The sequence below is a fragment of the Halobacillus sp. GSS1 genome (assembly GCF_017307035.1).
GTDB lineage: Bacteria > Bacillota > Bacilli > Bacillales > Halobacillaceae > Halobacillus > Halobacillus litoralis.
Genome location: NZ_JAFLHE010000001.1, coordinates 41086 through 63479, shown reverse-complemented (window position 1 = coordinate 63479; position 22394 = coordinate 41086). Strand labels below are relative to the sequence as shown.

Below are 22394 nucleotides of genomic sequence, written 5' to 3'. Positions count from 1 at the left end.
AAATGATATCAAATTGAAAGTACCATTTTCACATATGTTACCATTGACATAGAGATGAAAAAGGTCTATTTGAGAGAGCTCATTATTCCATTCATTATAAATACTGAAATCAATGAGGTAGAGCTTTTTTTGAAAATGTATAGTCTGAAAGGATGTTGCTTAATGATCACAATGGACGATATTGTTCGTGAAGGTCACCCTGCCTTGCGTCAAGTGACGGAGGAAGTGCCCCTCCCCCCTTCTGAGGAGGATAAAGAAACGTTAGAAGAAATGATCCAGTACTTGAAAAATAGTCAGGATGAGCAAGTTTGTAACCGTTACGGACTCCGTCCGGGTGTCGGCTTAGCTGCACCGCAAATCAATGTAAATAAGCGGATGCTTGCGGTCCATTTCACGGATTTGAAAGATAAGTTATACAGCTACGGTTTATTCAACCCTCGCATTGTCAGTCATTCAGTGGAAAAGACGTACCTTTCTACAGGAGAAGGATGTCTGTCCGTCGATCGCGAAGTGCCTGGATATGTTCCACGCTATAGACGTATTACTGTAAAAGCTACAGATCTTGAAGGTAATGATGTGAAGCTGCGCTTGAGAGATTATGCTGCTATCGTGTTTCAGCATGAAATCGATCATCTCCATGGAATCATGTTTTATGATCACATTGATCAGGAGAATCCATTTAAAGAACCTGAAAACGCCACACCTGCCGATCGATAAAAACCAAAAGCTCCACCGTCAATGACGGTGGAGCTTTTTCACTTTTACCTTCTTCCAAATAAGTTCTCTTTTCTTGAAGACTGAGGATCGAGATATCTCTAGGTTCGTTGCCTAGATTGAGCGTCAAGGGTGGCTGGGAAGTTACTCGCTTTCCTGCGGGGACGGACTGGCTGGAGAGCCACCCCATTCGTTGTAAAGAGAAACGAACCCCTATACCGGGCACAGGTAAGTATCTCTTACTCTCCTCCTCTAAGCAGCATAATGCGATATATATCAAGCTTTAAGTTCTGGCTATCCGTAATGATTCATATCACTTCATCATTCAAGCTGATCTTTTAGAAGTTGTTTCGAGAATCCTCCTTGGTAAAGGGACGGAGGGGAATGGCGAGACTCCTGCGCGAAAAAAGTGCTTGGTGAGACCCCACAGGACGCAGTCCGAGGAGGCTCACCGCGCTCCCGCGGAAAGCGAGCTATTCCCCGGTGCCCCCATCCACTTCATAAACATCTCGAAACTGTCCCTCCTCCAGTTAGTAGAAGAAAGGTTATTTCAACAATCCTAGTTCATAAATGGCATGGGAGAGTCCGTCTTCACCGACATCTTTCGTTACAAAATCACTGACTGCTTTCGTTTCAGGAACGGCATTTCCCATCGCGACTCCTGTTCCAACTTCACGAATCATTTCGATATCGTTCAAGCCGTCGCCAAAGGCGTAGGTGTCCTCCATATGAAGACCTGCTGCTTCAATCATCTTTTTAATTCCTTCTGCTTTTGACCCACCTTTAGGAAGGACATCGCAGGAAACGGGATGCCAACGGATGTAATCGAAGGAATCATAAGCTTCTTTGTATTCTTCGATTTCATCACCTTCACAGAATAAAAGGGACTGATAAATGTTTCTCCCTTTGAAAAAAGAGGCATCAGCACTAGGGTGCTCGATATATAGCGTACCCAGGCTCTCTTCAATATGATCGTGATCGGGAACGGAAGCTTTCATTTCTTCATGGTTCATGAAGACCATCGGATGGTTGTTGTGCTCTGCATGCTTATGAAGGCGCTCCAGTTCTGGTTCAGACAAAGGATTGGTGTAGATTTCTTTTCCTTCGAAAACGACATACTGCCCATTGAAACTTACAAAGGAATCGATTCCAAGTTCTTCTCTCAGCTTCTTATACATAAATGGAGCCCGTCCGGTTGCAATGGCACAGTAAACCCCTTCATCTTTGAGTGCCTGGATCGCTGCCTTCGTTTTCTCCGGGAGTTTTTTATCGTGATCTAGTAGTGTTCCATCAATATCAAAAAAAGCAATTTTTTTCGTCATTTCTTTGTTCCTCCTCGTCGGCCTGCGTACAATTTCTCTTATGTATCATAGCATACCCCACTCTTTGGCTATACTGTAGCATGAGTGGATAGGTTTGAGAAGAAAAACACACGATATATACAAAATCTAATATGTAAATGTTTCATTCTTCCACAAACCGTATTATACTAGAGATAACAGGGATTGGGCGGTTTAACGTTTTTTTGTTTTCTTCTTTAAGTATGAAAGGGGATAGATGCAGATGATGAAGCGTCTACGAAGGAAGCTTAGAAAACGTTGGAAAGATTTCATGAAACGAAAAACATACGCGTAAACCATTGTTTAAGGGTGTACCGAGCACCCGCACATACCATTATCATTCCCATAGACGAAACAAACGTGCTATGATGATGACAGGACAAGAATGTGGAAATTATATCTAGTTAGGAGCGATAGAGTAATGATATTTAAAGTACTTTATCAGGAACTTGCGAGCGAAGTTCCTGTCCGTGAACGTACAGACAGCATGTACGTGGAAGCGGAAACAGAAAGACAAGTTCGTGAAAAATTAAAAAATGAAGGATTCAATATTGAATATATTCAGGTGCTTGATGAGGATCATCTTGAATATGAAAAGCAATCCGAAGATTTCAAAGTGGAGAATTTTTAACTTATGAAATTCGTAAAAAATGACCAGACAGCCGTATTCGCCCTTGGCGGACTCGGTGAAATTGGTAAAAACACGTACGGAGTACAATTCCAAGACGAAATCATCCTCATTGACGCTGGTATTAAATTCCCGGAAGACGAGCTGCTCGGTATCGACTATGTTATTCCGGATTATACGTACCTCGTCCAAAATCAAGACAAGATCAAAGGGCTGTTCATTACGCACGGTCACGAAGACCACATTGGTGGAATTCCTTACTTGCTGCGTGAAATCAATATTCCAATTTATGCGGGCAAATTGGCGCTCGGCCTTATCCGCAATAAGTTGGATGAACACGGTCTCTTGCGGAATGCGAAACTGAATCCCATTCAGGAAGACGATGTCATCAAATTCCGTAAAACATCCGTATCGTTCTTCCGTACGACGCACAGTATCCCTGATTCCTACGGTGTGGTAGTTAAAACTCCACCAGGAAACGTCGTACACACAGGGGACTTCAAATTCGACTTCACCCCTGTAGGAGAACCAGCTGATCTTGCTAAGATGGCTGAAATCGGTAAAGAAGGCGTGCTTGCCCTATTATCCGATAGTACCAATGCAGAAGTTCCTGGTTTTACTAAGTCCGAACGAATCGTAGGACAAAGTATCGATGACATCTTTTCGCGTATGGATGATGGTCGATTAATCTTTGCAACCTTTGCATCAAACATCCACCGTCTTCAACAAGTGGTGGAATCTGCCGTTAAGAAAGGCCGTAAAGTGGCTGTTTTCGGACGAAGCATGGAATCTTCCATCCGAATCGGTCAGGAACTTGGATATATCCGTGCCCCTAAGGATACATTCATTGATGCCCAGCAGATCAACCGACTTCCAGCAAATGAAGTCGTGATCCTTTGTACAGGCTCACAAGGTGAACCAATGGCTGCCCTGTCACGTATCGCCAACGGTACTCACCGTCAAATTCAAATTCAACCAGGCGACACCGTCGTGTTCTCTTCTTCCCCAATCCCTGGAAACACGATCAGTGTCAGCCGTACGATTAATAAACTCTACCGCGCCGGTGCCGATGTCATCCACGGCCCATTGAATGACATCCACACATCCGGTCACGGTAGTCAGGAAGAAATGAAGCTGATGCTTCGTTTGATCCAACCGAAATTCTTTATGCCGATTCACGGGGAATACCGCATGCTGAAGGAGCACACGAAGCTCAGCCATGATTGTGGCGTCGAGCCTGAGAACTGCTTCGTCATGGATAATGGTGACGTCCTTGCTCTTGGTAAAGAGGAAGCAAGTGTCGCAGGTAAAATCCCGTCCGGCTCTGTCTATGTTGACGGAAGCGGAATTGGTGACATCGGTAACATCGTCCTTCGTGATCGTAGAATTCTTTCTGAAGAAGGTCTTGTCATCGTAGTCGTCAGTATCAACATGAAAGAATTCAAGATCGCATCAGGTCCTGATATCATCTCCCGTGGATTCGTCTACATGAGAGAATCAGAAGACTTGATCAAAGAAGCACAGAATCTCGTCAGCTCCCATGTTGAAAAAGTGATGGAGCGTCGTACGACTCAATGGTCTGAGATCAAAAATGAAATCACAGATACCATTGCTCCGTTCTTATTTGAAAAGACGAAGCGTCGTCCGATGATCCTTCCAATCATTATGGAAGTGTGACCTTAAAAAAATCCCCGCTGGATTTCCAGCGGGGATTTCTTTTTTATGTCAGTCGTTTCAATGCTTTTTTCATGTCCGGTAAGTCGAGATTCCCTGTTTCAAAAAATTCTTTGACGATATACTTGGAGAAGTTTACGGCTGACTGATAATCAATCTTCCCAGGAAGTGGCGCCTGGTCTTCAATAACGACATCAATCAGTACAGGTTTTTCGGAGACGAAAGCCTGCTTCATTTTTGTAGAGAGCTCCTCATAGGACTCCACTCGATAGCCTTCTCCCCCACAAGCTTCCGCAAACTTAGCGAAGTCCACTTCTCCCAAGTTTGTCGCATAATTCAAATGCCCCATCTGTTCTTGTTCGTACTTAATCATACCGATTTTACTATTGTTCAGCACGATCATCTTGATCGGCAGCTCATATTTGACAGCCGTCACAAAATCATGCATCACCATGGAGAATCCACCATCACCGGAAACTCCGATTACCTGTTTATCCGGATACGCTTTTTTCGCTGCAATCGCTCCAGGAAGTCCACTTCCCATCGTTGCCAACCAGCCAGACAAAACGAACTTTTGGTTCACGAGATGCAGGAAGCGGGAAAGCCATACGGTCACATTGCCTACGTCGCCAGAGATAATAGCTCCTGGTTCCATATGCTTTTCAAGTTCATACATCACTTGAGGAGCATGTAATGGGTTATCCGTGGATCTTTTCTCCTCTTGAAGAGCGATTCTCCAGTCATTCATTTTTTCCTGGTAATACTCCAGATACTCTCTCTTTTCAACAGGAGCCGTAAGCTTGGCAAGAGCGGCCATTGTTTCTTTACTGTCCCCAGCAAGCCCGACTTCAATGGGATAATATTTCCCAAGGTTTTCAGGCTTATTGTCGATTTGAATGGCTGCGACATCATCAGGTAGGAAATCACGGTATGGAAACTGTGTGCCTACGAGAATCAGCAGGTCCGTTTCCTTCATGGCATGGTAAGCCGGCTTTGTACCGATTTGACCATGCTGTCCGAGGCAGTAGGGATGATTATCAGGAATCACTCCTTTTGCAAGCAGACTTAAAATAATGGGAGCTTTAATCGACTCGGCAAAATCGATCAGTTCATTCGGGGCATTTCTCGTTCCCTGACCCGCCAAAATGATCGGCTTTTCTGCTTTTTCAATAAGTTGTCTTGCTTCGTTTAATTGTTTTTGTGAAGGGAAAATTTCTGGTCTATAATAATCTCCGGAAGTGAGGCGAACCTCATCTGTCTGCTTGGCCGCGAATAAATCATCAGGGACAATCAGGACAGATACCCCTTTATGTGCGTAGGCTTCTTTAATAGCCTGGTCAAGCAGGTCTGGGAGCTGTGCTTCCGTCTCTGCCCGGCGGTTGAATACTGCGACATCATCGAACATTCTCTCCAAGTTGATTTCCTGGAATGCCCCTGTCCCTACTTCTTCACTATGCACTTGTCCAACAATCGCAAGAACAGGCGCGCTGTCCGCTTTGGCATCATAAAGGCCGTTAAGTAAGTGAACCGCTCCAGGTCCAGCGATAGCGGCTGTAACTCCGATTTTTCCTGTCAGTTTAGCATAAGCAGCTGCTGACAGGGCTCCGGTTTCCTCGTGGCGGACTTGGACGAATTCAATTTCATCCTGCCTTTTCCTTAAATCATCGATTAACTCGTTGATGGAATCTCCCGGCATACCATATATGTGATCGACACCCCAATTAATGAGTTGTTGTGTCATGACTTCACCTGTTCGTTTATTGAACATCTAAATCATCCTTTCAAGCTCCATATTATCTTCTATAACCTTTCTTATTTCCTTTTCCCGCTTTTCTTAAACAAAAAGATGGATGCGCAAACCTAATCACCTTTGTGCTGCCTATCTGCTCTTATCGTTTCTCATTTTCGATATATTTACTGATGAAATAAAAAAAGCACTTCGAATAATCATTCGAAGCGCTTTCTGAACTACTTTTTATTCTCCTTATCTTCCAGTTCGAGTATTTCATTTCCCAGCTGATCAATTTTCTCCTCCAGAGACTTCATAAACAGAATTTTCGAATCCAGTTCTTCTTCGTATTCAAAAGTCTGACCAAGGATCTTTTTCATTTGCTCATCTAAAAAGGTTATCATATCTTCGGAAGCATCCCCTGTTTCATTTGAAAAAGCATGCAAGTATTTTTGATTGAGTTTCACCAGTTTTTCATTCTCAGCCTTCCATTGGTGCAAAGAGTGTTCTTTTTGCTCCAGTTCCGAGCGGGCGGCAGATAATTTCTTTTCTAACTGCCCTTTCGTCTGCTCCCATTCTTCCTCCTTCTTCTTCCATTGCTGACATTCCTTTTCGTATACCTGATTGTTCTTCTCGAACTGCTCTTTTTCTTTTTTAAATTGTTGAAGCAATTGGTCATTTGCTTTTTGCTGACCCATTAATTTGTCTTTTTCCTGCTTCAATTTTTGAATCGAATCTTGTAAAGTCGGCAATTTCTGCTCAAACGCTTTACTCGTGGCACTTCGTTTTTCAAGCTCATTTTTTAAATGTCGAATCGTTGCCTGCTGTTCGGACTTTTCTTCTAAAGAATTCTTTAACCTGCTTGCCTGCGATTCATTTTTAGCAAGGAGTTTATTGATTTTTCTATCCTTATCTTCATAGTCAGCTTTCAGTTTTGAATACTCTTCTTTCTGTTTCTCCTGTTTATTCATCAGTTCAGCATAGGTTTCTTCTGCCTGATTTAAGGATTTCTTGTACGTATTCATTTGTTTGTCTCTTTCCACTTGTTGAGACTCTAAATCCTGGACCTTTCCATTTAATTCGTCTTTTTCTTGAAGGATCATTTCCATGCTTTCTTTCAAGGATTGGTTTTCTCCGGATAGATCAGCCAAACGTGCCGCATGTGCAGATGCTTTTTCTTCATACTCCTGGATGGATTTTTTCCACTCTATTTTTATCTCTTCCAGTTCTTTTTCTTTCTTATTGAGCCGATACTCGACTTGAGTGATTTCTTTTTTAGCTGAGGAAAGGTGTTGGGAAATCTCTGAAAAATTTTTTTGATACCGTTCCGCTTTTTCCCTCCACACAGCCGCTTCCTCTTGTAACGCTTCTTGACGCTTCTCGCTATTTGACAATTGGGATTCTATTCCTTGAATCCTGCGATGGGCTTCCTCTGTGGCTACCCCTTTTTCTTTAATCAGTTCTTCATTCTCCTGCAAGAGTTCAGCATTTTCCTTTTTTAATTTACTTAATAGAGCATAATGGTAATTTTCCTGATAATCCTTTACTTTCTCTTTGTATTTGGCGAGTTCTGACTTAAAATGAATGATTTTCTGTTGAAGAACGATTGTGTCTTTCTCCATTTTCATTCCTCCCATCAACAAATCTACTTACTCCTCCAACAAATCAAGAATGTCCTTGAGCTTTTTTTCTTGTTCTTCCATAAGGGACTCCCATTTTTCATCATCTAAAGGAGCGGAAGCCACAGGTTTATTCCAGGAGTGTCCTTGATGGAACATCATCATTATAAATAGCATATGAATGGTCTCCCCATCCAAAAACATGAAACTCTTGTCTGTATCGCCTTCCTTTACTTCTCCCAATTTACGAACCATCCATTGTTTTAGATACTTTTTCATTAAAATTTGGAGTTCCAGGTCATCCACCTCAGCCTTCCCCCTCCCTCACATTCATTCCACTAACATGAATTTGGTTTAAAGAAGGGATGCCATTTTCAAATCCATCCCCATACGTAAAACCTTTCATGCTCTCTGTATAATTCTCTTGAGGTGACCATTTCATTTGGAAATTATTAAACGATAAGAGGTTGCCAGGCTCTATATGATTCACCTCTATTGGCTTCAACCAAAACTCTTCTTTATCGGATTTTTCATTCATCCTTTCCCAGGCTCCCGGCATGCGCATTTTCATGGTTGAGTCCTTGTAAACATATTTTCCGGAAAAGCGAAGGATGGAAGCTTCTTTAAGCTTCAGGCAGATGTAGGGGTTACGGAAGGGTTCCATTTGATGATTATAAATATGAAAACTTCCAATAAGCATGCTTTCTTGAGCTGGGTCGTGGGAAAAATGAATAGAATATGTAAAATAACAGTACGTAGATGGAGCCTGGTGTTTTTTTAGTGATTGAACCTTCGCTTTAATGGATTGAAGATACTGGTCATTCTTCCTCTTCCATTGTGAGATGTTGTCCTCCACTTTGACCACCTCCTCTAGTCTCCATGACTTCCTATTAATGGGGGACCCGCCGTTTGAGGGTTCACCATTTTTTGCAAAAATAAAAAGAGAGGATCAGATCCTCTCTTTTAATCTATGCTTAATACTTAAGCATCATCACCATTGTCGCCATCAACATTTGGGAACAATACAGGGCATTGTGGTGGAATTGTAGGAGTCGGGCAAGGCGGGATAGGAAGAATATCACGCGGTTGGCAGAACTCTGCTACGATTTCAAGTGTGACATCGTATGTGGACTGAATGCTTTGGCATAGACGTACAGTCACATCAACATCAAGCTCGTCGACTTCTGTTCCGTTTTCTACACAAGAAGCTGTGCAAACGAAGCAGCTCAAGTCTGTGTAATCCACATCAATGTCTGTGCCTTCTGGTGCACAAAGAAGAACCTGCTCACAGCGCGTGAATGTAGCGCTTCCAACCTCAACGGTTCCTCCACCTAATTCAGGTGTAAGTTCAACAGAAATGGTCACTTCAAAGTTTTTACGAATGTTGACAAGCTGCAAAGTCAGCAACGTACCATCTACAACAAGTTCCTGATCTACTCGCCCAAGAACCTCGACATCAATAGGTTCCACTTCACATGTTACTGAATCGATGACGATATCATCACATGTCAACTGACCCCCATCTGGACCGACTGGTAGTTCAAGTCCATCGACACTCAAATCGAAAGTCGCTTCATTGATAATCCAATCATAAACTTTTTCTGTGTTGATACATAGGAGCTCCTGGCCCCCAGTAAGATTTTTTGCTTGCATGGTATGCAAACACCTCCGAATAAGATTTTTCTTTCATTCGTAGCATATGAACGGATGTACCGATGGGTCTAGTGCAAATGCTGATATTTCGTACGTTTTAGCATTTTGTGCGAACACCTATAGTAGATTCATGGACATGGATGGCTGTGACTGTCCTTGTAAAAAGAAAAATCTAAAATAATCCTTTTTTCAAGGCATACAATGATTAGTACACGAATACAATTGCGGAATTTACGAAATAACCGGCACATATGTCACGTATTGGAAACACAAAAATAGTATATTAATGTGCTTGAAAAGGGTGATGAGTGATGGATCAAAAACGTCCGAACAACTCAAAAGAACTAGAATCTAAACTGGAAAAATTGTCGCTTTATAAAGAGATGCTGCAATCACTACAGAAAACCAATGTCATCGATGACTACCTTCTTATCAAACAAGAATCACATGATTCTAAGAATCAAACAGAAGGAGTTTTAAAGAAAATGGATGAATACCATTACAACGCCGAGCAGAGATCCCAACAACTCGCTGCTCAAATACAATCCGTGAAGGAAACAGTGAACGGATTGCAAAAAGACATCGACTTTATTAAAGAGAAAATGGACCGTCTTCAAGTCCATGATTTAATGGAGAAAATGAATCGTTTCATGGATAATCAAGGGTCTGCTAAAAAAGCAGAGGAAGTGAACGAGGTCACTCGTTTGACTCAGGAAATCCAGCAGTTGAAGCAGCAAATGCAAACCGTTGAACATCAGAAGGAAATCCCTGTTGCTGAACACCCTGCGAACCAAAAAGGAAAAGTTCAAACATCCGATTTTCGGAAGCTTCAAAATATGCTTCAATCAAAGAGGATCTCACCACAACGAAATGATTACCATCAGCCAATGAGTCACCAACATCCCTATACGTCCTACCAGCAAAACTACTCTGTTAGTACCCAGGGGTTCCAAGGCCCCTCATCGTTTCCTAAACCGACGAGAGCCAAAGCTGGAAAATCAAAAACTTACGTCAACCCTCAGTTCGACTTCAACCAGCAGACAACGATAAAGGCAAACTCAAAAAAAAACGATAAAGAAACCGCCCACGTCGGAATAAACAAAGAGAAGACCACAAGGAAAACGAATATTCAATTTCAATTGATGAAACCAGAATCCGCACAAATGGCCATTTACCATGCAGAAGCAAAGAAACCAAGTATAAAGAGAAATGAATCGAACAGTGAAAATAATCAAATAGAAACCAAAGATCATTCAAATTCCAGTAGTGAATCCATGAAGAAAAAGGAACGTTCCCTGTTTTCTATTTTCCAGCGGTGGAACAGCTGATATGATAATACTGAAGGATTTATATGATCAAATGGTTCGCCAAGGCTCTGAAGCTCTCCCGTATGAAACGTGTGGTCTACTCACTGGTGAAGGTCCCAGCGATATTCAAAAGTTATGGCCGTTAGAAAATGAATGGAAGTCGCCTCATCGCTTTTATGTGAGTAAGAAGGTCGTCGAAGAGACATTAGAGAGAATAACAGCAATCAATCAGACGGTGCTGGGCGTTTATCACTCTCACCCAACCACAGCACCAGTTCCTTCCTTTTATGATCTTAAGAATCATGCGGATGATGAGGTTAAAATGCTGATTATCTCCTATAAAACCAGCCCTCCAACGGTAAAATGTTATTCCATTAAGAATTTTACTTATGACGAACACCCTTTTTCCATAGAATAAACACCTGCCCTTCCCATTCAACCTTTTTTGATTATAATAAACTATCAAGGTTAAGGAGAGGTAAACGTGAAAGCCAGAAATGTGAAAAGACAAGTTCAAAACAAGCCTTTTATGAGAGCTTCCAACCAACCAATTGTCATTAACACATCTTCCAGTAAAACCGTTCGTCCACGTGGCGGATGCTGTGGTAAAAAAAGAACCTAATCCACTCGCCTCCGAATGAGAGGAATTGAGCGTTCTTATTTATGTATCATAATCCAAAGAGACTCTTTCTCATCTCATGGGATTAAGACATCCCTGGGAACAAGAAGTCTATATGAATAATCCAAATGAATTCTCCATATAAGATGATAAAAAAAGGAAGAAGACGCCATCGGTACACTGCGTCCTCTTCCTTTTCTTTGTATATTTTTTTGGCAGGATCCACGGCCTAATCCTCTAATACCAGGTTCTTTTCAAAACGACTGATATCTTTATCGGCACCAATGACGATCAGCACATCACTTTCTTTAATTTCTTCCGTTGCCATTGGGGAGACAATCACATCCTTGTCCCGTTTAATCGCAACGACGTTACATCCATACTCTGCACGGATATCAAGATCTACGAGGGTTTGACCACCCATTTTGCTTCCTGCTTTCACTTCAACGACACTATGGTCATCAGAAAGCTCGATATAATCAAGGATGTTATTCGAGATGATGTTATGAGCGATTCGTTTACCCATATCACGTTCCGGGTGAACGACTTGATCGGCTCCTATTTTATTGAGGATTTTTTCATGGTAATCATTTTGGGCCTTGACCGTAATCATTTTGATGCCCATTTCTTTTAGAATCAATGTCGTCAGCATGCTGGCCTGGATATTGTCCCCTATGGCTACAATGACATGATCGATGTTACGGAACCCGAGCTCTTTCAATACATACTCATCGGTTGAATCAGCTATGACGGCATGTGATGCAATATCCCGGTATTCGTTTACTTTATCTTCATCAAGGTCAAGAGCAAGTACTTCCATGCCCTCACGGCTCAATTCACGGCAGATGCTGCCCCCGAACCGGCCGAGACCGATGACGGCGAATTCTTTTTTCATACGTCTACCCCCAACTGTCTCGCAAATTCTATGCTTTATTTTATCACATTCACCCTATCACAACATATGAAATCTCTATATTCATATGAGATCATCCAAGGATGCCTCTATTCCTGAAAGCTCAATTCCTGCCCTTTCTCATGAGGACCTGAAATCGATGGGGTCTCTCGTTCTTTTTTCTTTAGCAGAGCTCTTCATTTTTGCTCCTATTATAAAAGAAAGGAGAGAAAAAATGATGAAAAAGAAACCTGGAATGCCATAGGCTGCGCCTTCAAAGCCCCTTATGTTAACATAACCGTGATAAAAAAGTATGGCAGCAGCAATTGTTAACAAGCATCCGGGTAACATCCTGATCCATAGGGAAAAGTCTTTTTTACTGAACCACCATGAGAGTGTTAATCCTATGATTCCTGGTACTAAAGATACGAGGAAAGGTCCATAAAGCATCATAAGAGTATCTCCTTTTCATTAGGATTTGAGTTCTCTACTAAAACCGATTATAGAAACCTTATACGATACGAAATCGATTTTGTTTCAACAGAGCACTTTTTTTCAAACAAAAAGCATAGAGTCCATAGACTCTATGCTTTTCAGATCGTGCGTTTATTTTTTCCCTTTTACATAGTCTGCGTCGAATAGGAAGAGTCTCATTAACAGGAAGAGTGATGGTATCAACAATAACAGTCCTGCAATAAAAACGATCACTAAAGCGATAGCCATAGAATCGTTGGTCACACCACTGGTAATGGTAACGTAAGGGTAAAGCAAATACGGTAAATGAGAGGCTCCATATCCGAAGAAGGCGATGAAAAATTGAATCATGACAGCAATAAAGGCCCATCCATAATACTTCCCTTGATAGACGAGAAAGACAGCAATCATGAAAAAGGCTACCGAGATTCCGAATACCCACCATAATTCAATGGCTCTTTGAAAATGATCCATATTCTGCTGACTGAGTGCTATGAATGTCGTAAGACTGGCAATGATCGTGGGAGAACTCCAGAATAACGCGTATTTTCTAAGGATTTCAAGCGCCGGTTGATCTCCTGCCCGGTTGGCATAGTAGGCAAGAAACATGGCGCTGATATAAAGGACACTGACGATCGCTAGAAAAACAACACTCCATGAATATGGACTTGAGATTAATTCTCCGTAAAGGAGTTGGACACCGTTAGCCGTCTCTTCAATATATCCACCTTCGGATATCGTTAACGCCGTAGAAAGAGAAGCCGGGATGAGCAGACCTGTCGCTCCATACAGGAACATATAAAGAGAATTATCTTTCGATCCATAGTTTTCAAATGCATAAAAGGACCCTCTGATTGCGAGCAGGACAATAGCGATGCTTCCAGGAATCAAAAGCGTTTGTCCAAAATAGTAGGCCATATCCGGAAAAAACCCAACGAGTCCTACAAAAAAGAAGACAAAGAAGACGTTGGTCACTTCCCAGACAGGGGATAAATACCGGGAAATCAGCTGATTGATCAAATGGTCTTTCTTCGTCAATCGTGCATAATAGGCAAAGAAACCAGCACCGAAGTCAACGGAAGCAACGATCAAATATCCATAAAGAAAGAGCCAGAGAACGGTAATTCCTATCAATTCATAACTCATGAGTCACCCTCCCTGCTTGCAGCGGCTGTCTGAGGATAACGGTGTTCCAATTCCAATTCAGCCGGTTTTCCTTTGAATATTTTCCGTAATGTCATAAGACATCCCATAGCGAGCACGAGGTACACTGCCGCAAAAAGAATGAACATCGAGAATACATACGGAGAGGTTGTCGCACCTTCTGCAACGGTCATGAATCCACGTAAAATCCACGGTTGGCGTCCTACTTCTGCGTAAATCCAGCCAAACTCGATCGCAAACATGGTCAGAGGACCTGTAGCTACAATGCCCCATAACAGAAGCGGGTTGTATTCGTTCCATCTTTTAATCTTCCAAAAAATGAGGAATAGAAGTGAAATGCCGAGTGTGTAGAATCCGATGCTGACCATAAGGTCGAACATGTAGTGGATCCATAGAGGTGGCCGTTCCTCTTCCGGAGTTTCATTTAACCCTTCAACCTCTGCATTAAAATCGCCGTGTGCAAGAAAACTCAACGCATTCGGGATCCGAATCGCATTCTCTACTTCATTGTTTTCATTCAACGTACCAAATACAACAAGGTCCGCCCCTTCCTCTGTTTCAAAATGCCACTCCCCTGCCGCCAATTTTTCCGGCTGGTATTCAGCAAGGAATTTAGCAGAAAAGTCGCCGGCAACAGCTGTCAGAATCGCAAATAGAAACGTCATCGTAACCGTAAGCTTCAACGCTTTTTTATGATATAACGACCCTTTTTTCACGAGAATAATGAAGGCCGCAATACCTGCAAGTACCGCAGCGGCTGTTAAATAGGAAGAGGAAATCACATGAAACACTTTGGTCGGGGTTGCAGGGTTGAACATTGCCGCTATTGGGTCAACCGCTGTAAAGCGTCCATCCTCCATTTCGAAACCCTGAGGTGTGTTCATAAAAGAATTGACTGTGGTAATGAAAAAAGCGGACAACGTCCCCCCGATGACCACAGGTATGGATAAGATCCAGTGATAGATTGGTTTCTTAAACCTGTCCCATGTATATAAATAAATGCCAAGGAAAATCGCTTCAAAGAAAAACGCGAACGTTTCCATGAAAAGCGGCAACGCAATGACATTCCCTGCCAACTGCATAAAACTTGGCCAAATTAATGATAACTGCAGGCCGATCGCCGTACCTGTTACTACTCCGACAGCTACAGTAATCGTATAGCCGCGTGTCCACCTGCGGGCAAGCAATGTATAGTGTGGATCTTTTTTCTTAATTCCGATGAGCTCGGCAATCGATACGAGTACAGGAACGCCGACACCAAGCGTCGCAAAAATCGCATGGAAAAGCAGTGTCATAGCTGTAAGCGCCCGGCTCAATTCAACGGTTTCAAAACCAAACATCTTTCTTCCCCCTAACTAAAATCGGTCATACTACCGTTAGTATAAAGCTTGAAAACGGTTCATGGTCAGATGGTTGTTGACGATTTTGTGACATCCTTCACAAAGTGTCTATTATATGAAAATATTACCCCAACATCTTCCTAGTGTCGAACATTATGCCTATTTCTCCTCTTCCCCATTGCTACATCCATGTAACTTAAGAATAGCAATTACAAACACACTCCTTCTTACTATAGCTCCCTTTAGTGGAAGACTCAGTTTCGAGACTTTTGTTGAGTGGATGGGGGCTACGGGGAATAGCTCGCTTTCCGCGGGAGCGCGGTGAGCCTCCTCGGACTGCGTCCTGTGGGGTCTCACTAAGCACTCTTTTCCCGCAGGAGTCTCGCCATTCCCCTCCGCCCCTTTGCTATATAACTATCCCGAAACCACTTTCCAATCTTCAGCTTTTCAGTTTGATGGGAGTATAAGCATGAAACTCCCATGCCGGGGTGATTGAACCCTAAAAGCTTGATACAGAGCGTTTTATGCTTACAACAATCGGGATAGAGGAAGACCTTCCAACTTGGCAAAGGGGTTCGTTATCCCCTTTATCGAATGGGGTGGCTGGGAAGCTGCGAGACTCCCGTGGGAGAAAGGAGATCGGCGAGATCCCGCAGGGCGTAGCCCGAGGAAGCTCGGCACTCCCCCACAGGAAAGCGAGTAGCTTCCCAGCCACCCCTGACTCCAAATATGGCAAACGAAGCCCCCAAACATCTCGAAACTGAGTCTTCAAGAAAACTGCCATTTAGTTGAACAAAAAAAGACACCGCTAACCGGTGTCTTTTTGAAGCATTATATAGCATCAAGCATTTGGAACTGGGCTTTTACAAGGTCGTAGTACTCGCCTTCCTGATCCATCAGTTCATCATGTGAACCTTGTTCCAGGATGCGTCCATTTTCAAGGACGAAAATGTTGTCTGCTTCTCGTATCGTGGACAAGCGGTGGGCAATCATGATCGCTGTCCGTCCTTTCAGCAGTTTACGAAGCGCCTGCTGGATTTTAAGTTCGGTTTCTGTATCGATACTTGCCGTTGCCTCATCCAAAATGAGAATTCTTGGGTTGGCAAGGAGCGCACGGGCGAAGGACAGGAGCTGTCGCTCACCGGCAGAAAGGATATTTCCCCGCTCTTCGACTTCTGTTTCATAACCGTTATTAAGACGCTGGATAAAATCATCTGCTCCAACGACTTTTGCCGCTTCGATGACATCTTCATCGGAAGCATCCGGGCGTCCGAAACGGATGTTTTCCATAATTGTACCTGAGAAGATGAACGTATCCTGCAGGACCACACTAATCTGCTGACGGACACTATCAATCGTGGCATTCTTCAGGTCTACCCCATCAATTTTGACTGCTCCCTTGGTCGGATCGTAGAAACGACTGATTAAGTTCGCGATTGTCGACTTTCCGGACCCTGTATGACCGACAAGAGCGACGGTCTCCCCTTCCTTCATTTCAAGGTTGATGTCGTGAAGGGCGATGCGCTTAGAATCGTAGGCGAATTGGACATGATCAAATTCAATATGTCCCCTCATGTCTTTCAGCTCAATGGCATCTTTCTTCTCCTCCACGTTTGGTTCCTCATCCAGGAATTCAAAAATCCTCTCAGAAGCAGCCATAGCCATCAGGAGCTGGTTATACATCTGTCCTAAACGGGAAATCGGCTCCCAGAACATACCAAGGAAGAAAGCGAACATGACGAAGTCCCCTACCAGGATACTGGACTCCAGGATTAAGTGAGCACCATACGCGACTAGGATGACCGTTCCAACCGCATTGCTCATCTCAACAAATGGACGGAACATGGCACTTTTCCTTGAAGCTGTGTTCCAGGATTCGAAGTTATCCGTATTCACACCATTGAAGTACTCTATATTTTCTTTTTCCTGAGAAAAAGATTGAGTAATGCGAATCCCCTGGAGGCTTTCATTCAAATGCGAATTCAGCCTCGATTGTTGAATCCGTACGTTCTGCCAGGAGCGGCGAATATTACGGCGCAGCTTCGTTGATATATAAAACATGATCGGCAGAATGACTAGAATCGCCAGGGCAAGTTTTGGACTGAAGACTAAAAGAATGACGACAATTCCTGTCAACATGACCACGTCCATCAGCAGGTTGATGATCCCATTCGTGAACAATTCCTGCAGGGAGTTAATGTCGTTCATGATCCGGACGAGGATAGAACCCGCGGACCTTGAGTCAAAAAACTTATGCGAAAGTCGTTGGACGTGGGAAAATAAATGCTGCCTCAAGTCATAGATCACATTCTGACCGAGAATGTTCACATATTTAATTCTAAGTGCATTGCCGATATAGCTGAGTAAATACATGATGGCAATTCCAACCACAAGTTGGATCAATAGATTGGTGTTCCCATCAGCAATCGCCATGTTGATGGCTACTTGACCAATTAAAACGGGAACAACCAGTCTCACGATCGTGGATACGAGCATCGCAATGATCGCAACAGGCAGCAATGTTTTGGCATAGGGCTTCAAGTACTTGAGCAGCCGCCACATTTGAGCCCAGTTGAACGGCTTCTCAATCGCCTGGTCCTGCGTATATTTAAATCGATTCAAATGGGTGCTCGTTTCTGGTTCATGCTTGGGTTTGCGAGCCATGGTCTCCCTCCTTTTATGAAATATTAGATGTCTTTAAAATTTTCTCTTTGTCCTGATATTGAATATCGTAGATTCGTTGATAAGGTCCTCCATTTGTAAGAAGGTCCTCATGCACGCCACGTTCCTTGACGGCACCGTCTTCAAGTACGATGATTTCATCGGCATGTTTCAATGAAGAAATACGGTGGGCAATGATGAATGTCGTACGACCTCTCATCACTTCCTGCAATGCTTTTTGAATCTTGAACTCTGTTTCCATATCAACAGCAGACGTTGCGTCATCCAACACGAGAATTGCTGGATCAATAAGAATCGCACGTGCTATGGCAATCCGTTGCTTTTGACCTCCGGAAAGACCCATGCCCCGCTCCCCTAAAAGGGTGTCATAGCCGTCAGGCATCTCCATGATAAATTCATGAGCCTGGGCTCTTTTGGCGGCATCTATGACATCTTCAATCGTCGCGTCGGGATTTCCATAAGCGATGTTTTCTTTAATGGTCGTTGAGAAAAGGAAAGACTCCTGTAAAACAAAGCCGATATTCTTGCGCAGACTTTTCAAGCCATACTCCTGGACCGGACGACCATCGACGAGAACTTCCCCTTTTTCCGGTTCGTAAAATCGGGTGATCAATTGAGTGATACTCGTTTTTCCTGACCCTGTAGCTCCAATCAGTCCGATCGTTTTGCCAGGAGGTGCATCAAAGCTTATATCTTTCAATGCAGAATCGTCATCTTCAACGTACGTGAGGGTGACATCATTGAATGTCACATGACCTTGCAAACGATCTTGATGAATCGCTTCATCCTTCTCACTAATTTCTTCGTCTGCCTCTAAAATTTCAAGCAACCGTTCACCAGAAGCTTTCGCCTGTGAGAAAAGGTTAATGACGAAACCTAAGTTCATCAAAGGCCCAAGGATATACCAAACGAGACTAAAGAAGGCGACCAGTTCACCTAACTGCATCGTATTGTTCATAACCATGGAGCCCCCGTAAGCCAGCAGAGCTACAACGGATACGTTGCCGATAAACTCCATCAGTGGAAAGTAACGGGCCCATATGTTGGAGGTTGTAATGAACTTGGTTCGGTAATCTTCACTTCTGTTCGAAAATCGTCCGATCTCAAACTCCTCTCTCGAAAGAGATTTAACAGTATTCATCCCGCTGATATTTTCCTGTACTCTTGTATTCAGCTTCCCGAATGATTTCCGAATCTTCCGGAAAGCCGGGTGGACCTTACGATCGAAACGGTACACCACAAGGGCCAAAAACGGCATCGCAGCCATTGTGACAAGGGCGAGGGGGACGGAGAAATAAAACATCACGCTCAAGCTGATTACAATCAAAAGGAAGATGCGGATAAGTTCCGAAAATCCAAAGGAGAGGAAGAAACGAAATCCTTCCACATCTGCTGTAAGTCTCGACATCAAATCTCCTGTCTTCGCATTGTCATAATAGCGGAAAGGAAGGCGTTGGAGCTTTTTGTACAACTCATCACGCATCGTAAATACGGAACGGATTCCGAAGAAGTCCCCTAAATACTGGTGGTAATATGTAGCGAACCCTTTGATGATCATGAGTGCGATAAATGCGGTACATATATAGGGAATGAGACTGTACTCTTCAGCGAGAACGACATCATCGATGGTCACCTTCAACACGATTGGATAGACGACGGTAATGATGGTCACAAAGAATAATGAAAACAAGGACCAAAAGAAATAATTTCGATACGGCCAGTAAAAGGCCTTTAGTTTTTTAAACGTATCCAAAGGTTTCCCTCCTTCTTATTTTTTAACGTAATATTAAATATATCGGGTTCCGAAATAAATATCTACCCATTTGCAATAATTTTTAAAATTTTCTATCTAGAGGATGATTTTCCCTCCTTCTAAAGTTGTAGAGCTTGATGTAATGAAATAGTGTAAGACCAAACGTCACTCTAAGTACGAATATTCAGGGGGGTCTATAATGAAGGTGAATCGCGTCCTCTAAAGAGGATGACCAGGATAGCTCCCAGCCAGGAATTCTTGAGCACAGTATTTCATGGATAACTCTGATTTATTTATCCGTGGTTTTTAATCTTTTATCGGTTTCTTTCGTCGTTTTATCAGTGACTTTCACATTTTTTTCAGTAAGAGAAAGAATTTTGATTAGGAAAGCTATGGATTTCCCCTGAGTTTTCTCAATACTAATACACAACTCTTCCATTCTTATGGAGATGAATTGCCTTCTATACCTTCTTCATATTTGTGTTCCTTGCCTCATCTTCCCTTACTTTGCTATATAGCCGGATTAAAATTTTGTGTCTTTAAATGTAAAACGTTGAATTTTAATGTCGGATTCCGATATTCTATTAGAGGAGACCGGAAGAAGGAAAGGAGTTTATTCATGAACTTATTTGAAGAAGGATTAAGTTTTAATTTTGATGTACTTATCGAATGGCTGATCACAGGAGGTCTGAAAATCGCGGTCATTCTCATTGCCTTTGCGATTATCAAACCTGTAGGTACGAAAGCGATTGAGGCAGCGATCAATCGCATGAGTCAGCAGCGTAATATTGCAGAAGGAAGAAATAAGACGTTACAGAAGATTTCTGTGAACCTGTTTTCTTATACGTTGCTTTTTATATTGGTGATGATGCTTCTCAGTGCCGTGAATATTGAAATTGGTCCATTGCTTGCCGGAGCTGGAATTCTTGGTTTAGCGATCGGGTTCGGAGCACAAGGTCTTGTTTCTGATATCGTTACTGGATTCTTCCTGCTGATCGAACGCCAGATTGAGGTGGATGATTACGTAACTGCCGGTGGTTATGACGGAGTGGTGGAAGAAGTGGGTATTCGTACGACGAAGATCCGCAGCTTTGATGGGACATTGAACTTTGTTCCGAACCGCAACATCGTCGGTGTCGCCAATCATTCCCGCGGCAATATGCGCGCCCTTGTGGACATTGGCATCGGTTATGATGAAAATATCGATGAAGCGCTGGCTGTTCTTCAAAAAGTCGCCGATCAATTCGCAGAGGACGAGCGTTTTGTGGAAGGTCCGAACGTACTCGGTGTTCAGAGTCTTGGGTCATCCGATGTCGTGATTCGCATTCTCGGTAAAACGGAAAATATGGAACAATGGGCCGTTGAACGTGATATGAGAAAAGCCATGAAAGAAGCCTTGGATGCTGCGGATATTGAAATTCCATTCCCACACCAAGTATTTGTTCAAAAAGAATCCTAAATACAAAAAATAACCCGACCATGAGAGGTCGGGTTATTTTGATTCTTCTTTCCACATTTCCACTTTCTTAATTTGTCCTTTCACTAGATCAACAATCTTAAATCGATACCCTTCTCCTTCGACAATGGTCCCCTCTTTAGCTTCAAAGTCTTTCGTGTACATCCATCCTGAGATCGTATCAATATCCATATGATCCAATTGAATATCAAAGAAATCATTGATGTCCTGGATGGCCGTTTTCCCTTCGATTAGAAAGTGTCCGTTTTTCAGCCGCTTAATATCCCGTTCTTCTTCTGCATCGAATTCATCCCTTATTTCCCCTACAATTTCCTCAAGGATATCTTCCACAGTCACAATGCCGGATGTCCCCCCATACTCATCAATAAGCACGGCCATATGTGTGTGGTCTTTCTGCATTTTGACAAGCAGATCGTGGATGGGGATATTTTCAAAGACTTTCATGACCGGCCGTAAAAACGGACGGAGCGTACTCTGATTTTCTGCATCATCATAGAGCAGTTCTTTCATATGAATGATGCCGATGATTTCATCTTTGCTTCTTTCAATTACCGGATAGCGGGTATAGCGGTTATGCTTCACTTCCCTTACAGCGTTCGTCACCGACTGTCTGGCATCGAGGACGGCCATTTCTGTACGCGGGATCATGATTTCTTTCGCTGTACGATTATCGAATTCAAAGATGCGATCGACATACGTGTACTCGGAGCGGTTGATTTCCCCTTTTTGATAGCTTTTCGTAAGGATGTGTCTCAATTCTTCTTCTGAATGAACTTCATCGGATTCCCGAGCGGTCTGAAACCCGAACATGCGTACAAAAATATTGGCAGATCCGTTCAACAGCCAAATGAGCGGATACATCAATTTGCTGTATAGCATGAGCGGTCTCGATAAAAGCAGAGTGATACTTTCTGCCTTCTGAATCGCCATCGTTTTAGGTGCAAGCTCTCCGAGGACGACGTGTAAGAAGGTAATGACAAAGAAGGCGATCGCAAAGGAAAGCGTGTGGGTGATGCCCTCCGGTAAAGCGATTCTATCAAACAAAGGTCTTAACAAAACTTCCAGTGTGGGCTCACCCAACCAACCAAGCCCAAGCGCAGTAATCGTAATGCCTAGTTGACAAGCACTGAGGTAATAGTCGAGGTCACTGACAACACGTATCGCGTTCTCGGCTTTTTTGTGACCTTCCGCTGCCTTTGCTTCCAGCCTTGTTTTTCTAACCTTTACGATGGCAAATTCACTGGCTACAAAAAAAGCAGTGAGTAGAATCAAAATGGCTACGGCGGTCAATTTAATCGTTGTTTCCATCAGGGCCACTCCTTATAAAAA

Annotated in this window: 20 protein-coding genes; 7 read left to right on the top strand and 13 right to left on the bottom strand. The window is 43.1% G+C overall.

From position 1 onward, the window contains the following. Positions 1–162: 162 nt before the first annotated feature. A complete protein-coding gene (def, locus tag J0K78_RS00330; RefSeq protein ID WP_206944933.1) occupies positions 163–717 on the top strand; it encodes a peptide deformylase in 555 nt (184 codons plus the stop codon). Between the two features lie 542 nt (positions 718–1259). Here the strand turns inward: def and J0K78_RS00325 are convergent. Then, complete coding sequence (locus J0K78_RS00325; RefSeq protein ID WP_206944932.1) at positions 1260–2036, bottom strand: Cof-type HAD-IIB family hydrolase; 777 nt, start codon at positions 2034–2036, stop codon at positions 1260–1262. Positions 2037–2475: 439 nt separating this feature from the next. Between J0K78_RS00325 and J0K78_RS00320 the strand changes: the two genes are divergently transcribed. Further along, entirely contained in the window at positions 2476–2685 is a 210-nt protein-coding gene (locus J0K78_RS00320; RefSeq protein WP_160912697.1) for a DNA-dependent RNA polymerase subunit epsilon, read from the top strand. A 3-nt stretch (positions 2686–2688) separates the two neighbouring features. Then, on the top strand, positions 2689–4359 hold the full coding sequence (gene rnjA / locus J0K78_RS00315; protein WP_160912931.1) for a ribonuclease J1: 1671 nt from the start codon (positions 2689–2691) through the stop codon (positions 4357–4359). A 43-nt stretch (positions 4360–4402) separates the two neighbouring features. On the opposite strand, the gene J0K78_RS00310 is transcribed toward rnjA, so the two are convergent. The 5 genes from J0K78_RS00310 to J0K78_RS00290 all read right to left on the bottom strand — a co-directional run bounded on the left by J0K78_RS00310 (position 4403) and on the right by J0K78_RS00290 (position 9357). Beyond that, the gene (locus tag J0K78_RS00310; protein WP_206944931.1) at positions 4403–6124 is read right to left on the bottom strand and encodes a pyruvate oxidase; all 1722 of its coding nucleotides are present in this window, start codon (positions 6122–6124) and stop codon (positions 4403–4405) included. 200 nt (positions 6125–6324) lie between these two features. Next, complete coding sequence (locus J0K78_RS00305; RefSeq protein WP_206944930.1) at positions 6325–7707, bottom strand: coiled-coil domain-containing protein; 1383 nt, start codon at positions 7705–7707, stop codon at positions 6325–6327. A 27-nt stretch (positions 7708–7734) separates the two neighbouring features. Next, positions 7735–8010: a hypothetical protein gene (locus tag J0K78_RS00300; RefSeq protein WP_206944929.1), complete on the bottom strand. Its 276-nt coding sequence runs from the start codon at positions 8008–8010 to the stop codon at positions 7735–7737. A gap of 1 nt (position 8011) precedes the next feature. Next, on the bottom strand, positions 8012–8560 hold the full coding sequence (locus J0K78_RS00295; RefSeq protein WP_206944928.1) for a hypothetical protein: 549 nt from the start codon (positions 8558–8560) through the stop codon (positions 8012–8014). Between the two features lie 125 nt (positions 8561–8685). Further along, entirely contained in the window at positions 8686–9357 is a 672-nt protein-coding gene (locus tag J0K78_RS00290; RefSeq protein ID WP_206944927.1) for a BMQ_0737 family morphogenetic spore coat protein, read from the bottom strand. Between the two features lie 311 nt (positions 9358–9668). Here J0K78_RS00290 and J0K78_RS00285 point away from each other — a divergent pair, with 311 nt between their 5' ends. From J0K78_RS00285 to J0K78_RS00275, 3 genes are all read left to right on the top strand, one after another. Next, positions 9669–10685 (top strand): hypothetical protein, encoded by a 1017-nt coding sequence (locus tag J0K78_RS00285; RefSeq protein WP_206944926.1) that lies wholly within the window; start codon positions 9669–9671, stop codon positions 10683–10685. Between the two features lies 1 nt (position 10686). After that, the gene (locus J0K78_RS00280) at positions 10687–11082 is read left to right on the top strand and encodes a M67 family metallopeptidase (RefSeq protein WP_206944925.1); all 396 of its coding nucleotides are present in this window, start codon (positions 10687–10689) and stop codon (positions 11080–11082) included. A gap of 66 nt (positions 11083–11148) precedes the next feature. Next, a complete protein-coding gene (locus tag J0K78_RS00275; RefSeq protein ID WP_160912917.1) occupies positions 11149–11286 on the top strand; it encodes a hypothetical protein in 138 nt (45 codons plus the stop codon). 226 nt (positions 11287–11512) lie between these two features. On the opposite strand, the gene J0K78_RS00270 is transcribed toward J0K78_RS00275, so the two are convergent. From J0K78_RS00270 to J0K78_RS00245, 6 genes are all read right to left on the bottom strand, one after another. After that, positions 11513–12178 carry a potassium channel family protein gene (locus J0K78_RS00270; protein WP_160912914.1) on the bottom strand — a complete coding sequence of 222 codons (666 nt, stop codon included), beginning with the start codon at positions 12176–12178 and terminating at the stop codon, positions 11513–11515. Between the two features lie 138 nt (positions 12179–12316). Further along, positions 12317–12628, bottom strand: coding sequence for a YesK family protein (locus J0K78_RS00265; protein WP_206944924.1), 312 nt, complete (start codon positions 12626–12628; stop codon positions 12317–12319). A gap of 153 nt (positions 12629–12781) precedes the next feature. Beyond that, on the bottom strand, positions 12782–13795 hold the full coding sequence (locus tag J0K78_RS00260; RefSeq protein ID WP_206944923.1) for a cytochrome d ubiquinol oxidase subunit II: 1014 nt from the start codon (positions 13793–13795) through the stop codon (positions 12782–12784). Next, positions 13792–15153, bottom strand: coding sequence for a cytochrome ubiquinol oxidase subunit I (locus tag J0K78_RS00255; protein WP_206944922.1), 1362 nt, complete (start codon positions 15151–15153; stop codon positions 13792–13794). Before J0K78_RS00255 ends, J0K78_RS00260 begins: the two co-directional genes overlap by 4 nt. 831 nt (positions 15154–15984) lie before the next feature. Beyond that, positions 15985–17817: an ABC transporter ATP-binding protein gene (locus tag J0K78_RS00250; RefSeq protein WP_206944921.1), complete on the bottom strand. Its 1833-nt coding sequence runs from the start codon at positions 17815–17817 to the stop codon at positions 15985–15987. A 13-nt stretch (positions 17818–17830) separates the two neighbouring features. Further along, complete coding sequence (locus J0K78_RS00245) at positions 17831–19588, bottom strand: ABC transporter ATP-binding protein (protein WP_206944920.1); 1758 nt, start codon at positions 19586–19588, stop codon at positions 17831–17833. 619 nt (positions 19589–20207) lie between these two features. On the opposite strand from J0K78_RS00245, the gene J0K78_RS00240 reads away from it, so the two are divergent. Then, on the top strand, positions 20208–21047 hold the full coding sequence (locus J0K78_RS00240) for a mechanosensitive ion channel family protein (protein ID WP_160912902.1): 840 nt from the start codon (positions 20208–20210) through the stop codon (positions 21045–21047). Positions 21048–21080: 33 nt separating this feature from the next. Here J0K78_RS00240 and J0K78_RS00235 read toward each other — a convergent pair whose 3' ends face one another. Then, positions 21081–22373 carry a hemolysin family protein gene (locus tag J0K78_RS00235; protein WP_206944919.1) on the bottom strand — a complete coding sequence of 431 codons (1293 nt, stop codon included), beginning with the start codon at positions 22371–22373 and terminating at the stop codon, positions 21081–21083. Positions 22374–22394 lie beyond the last annotated feature (21 nt).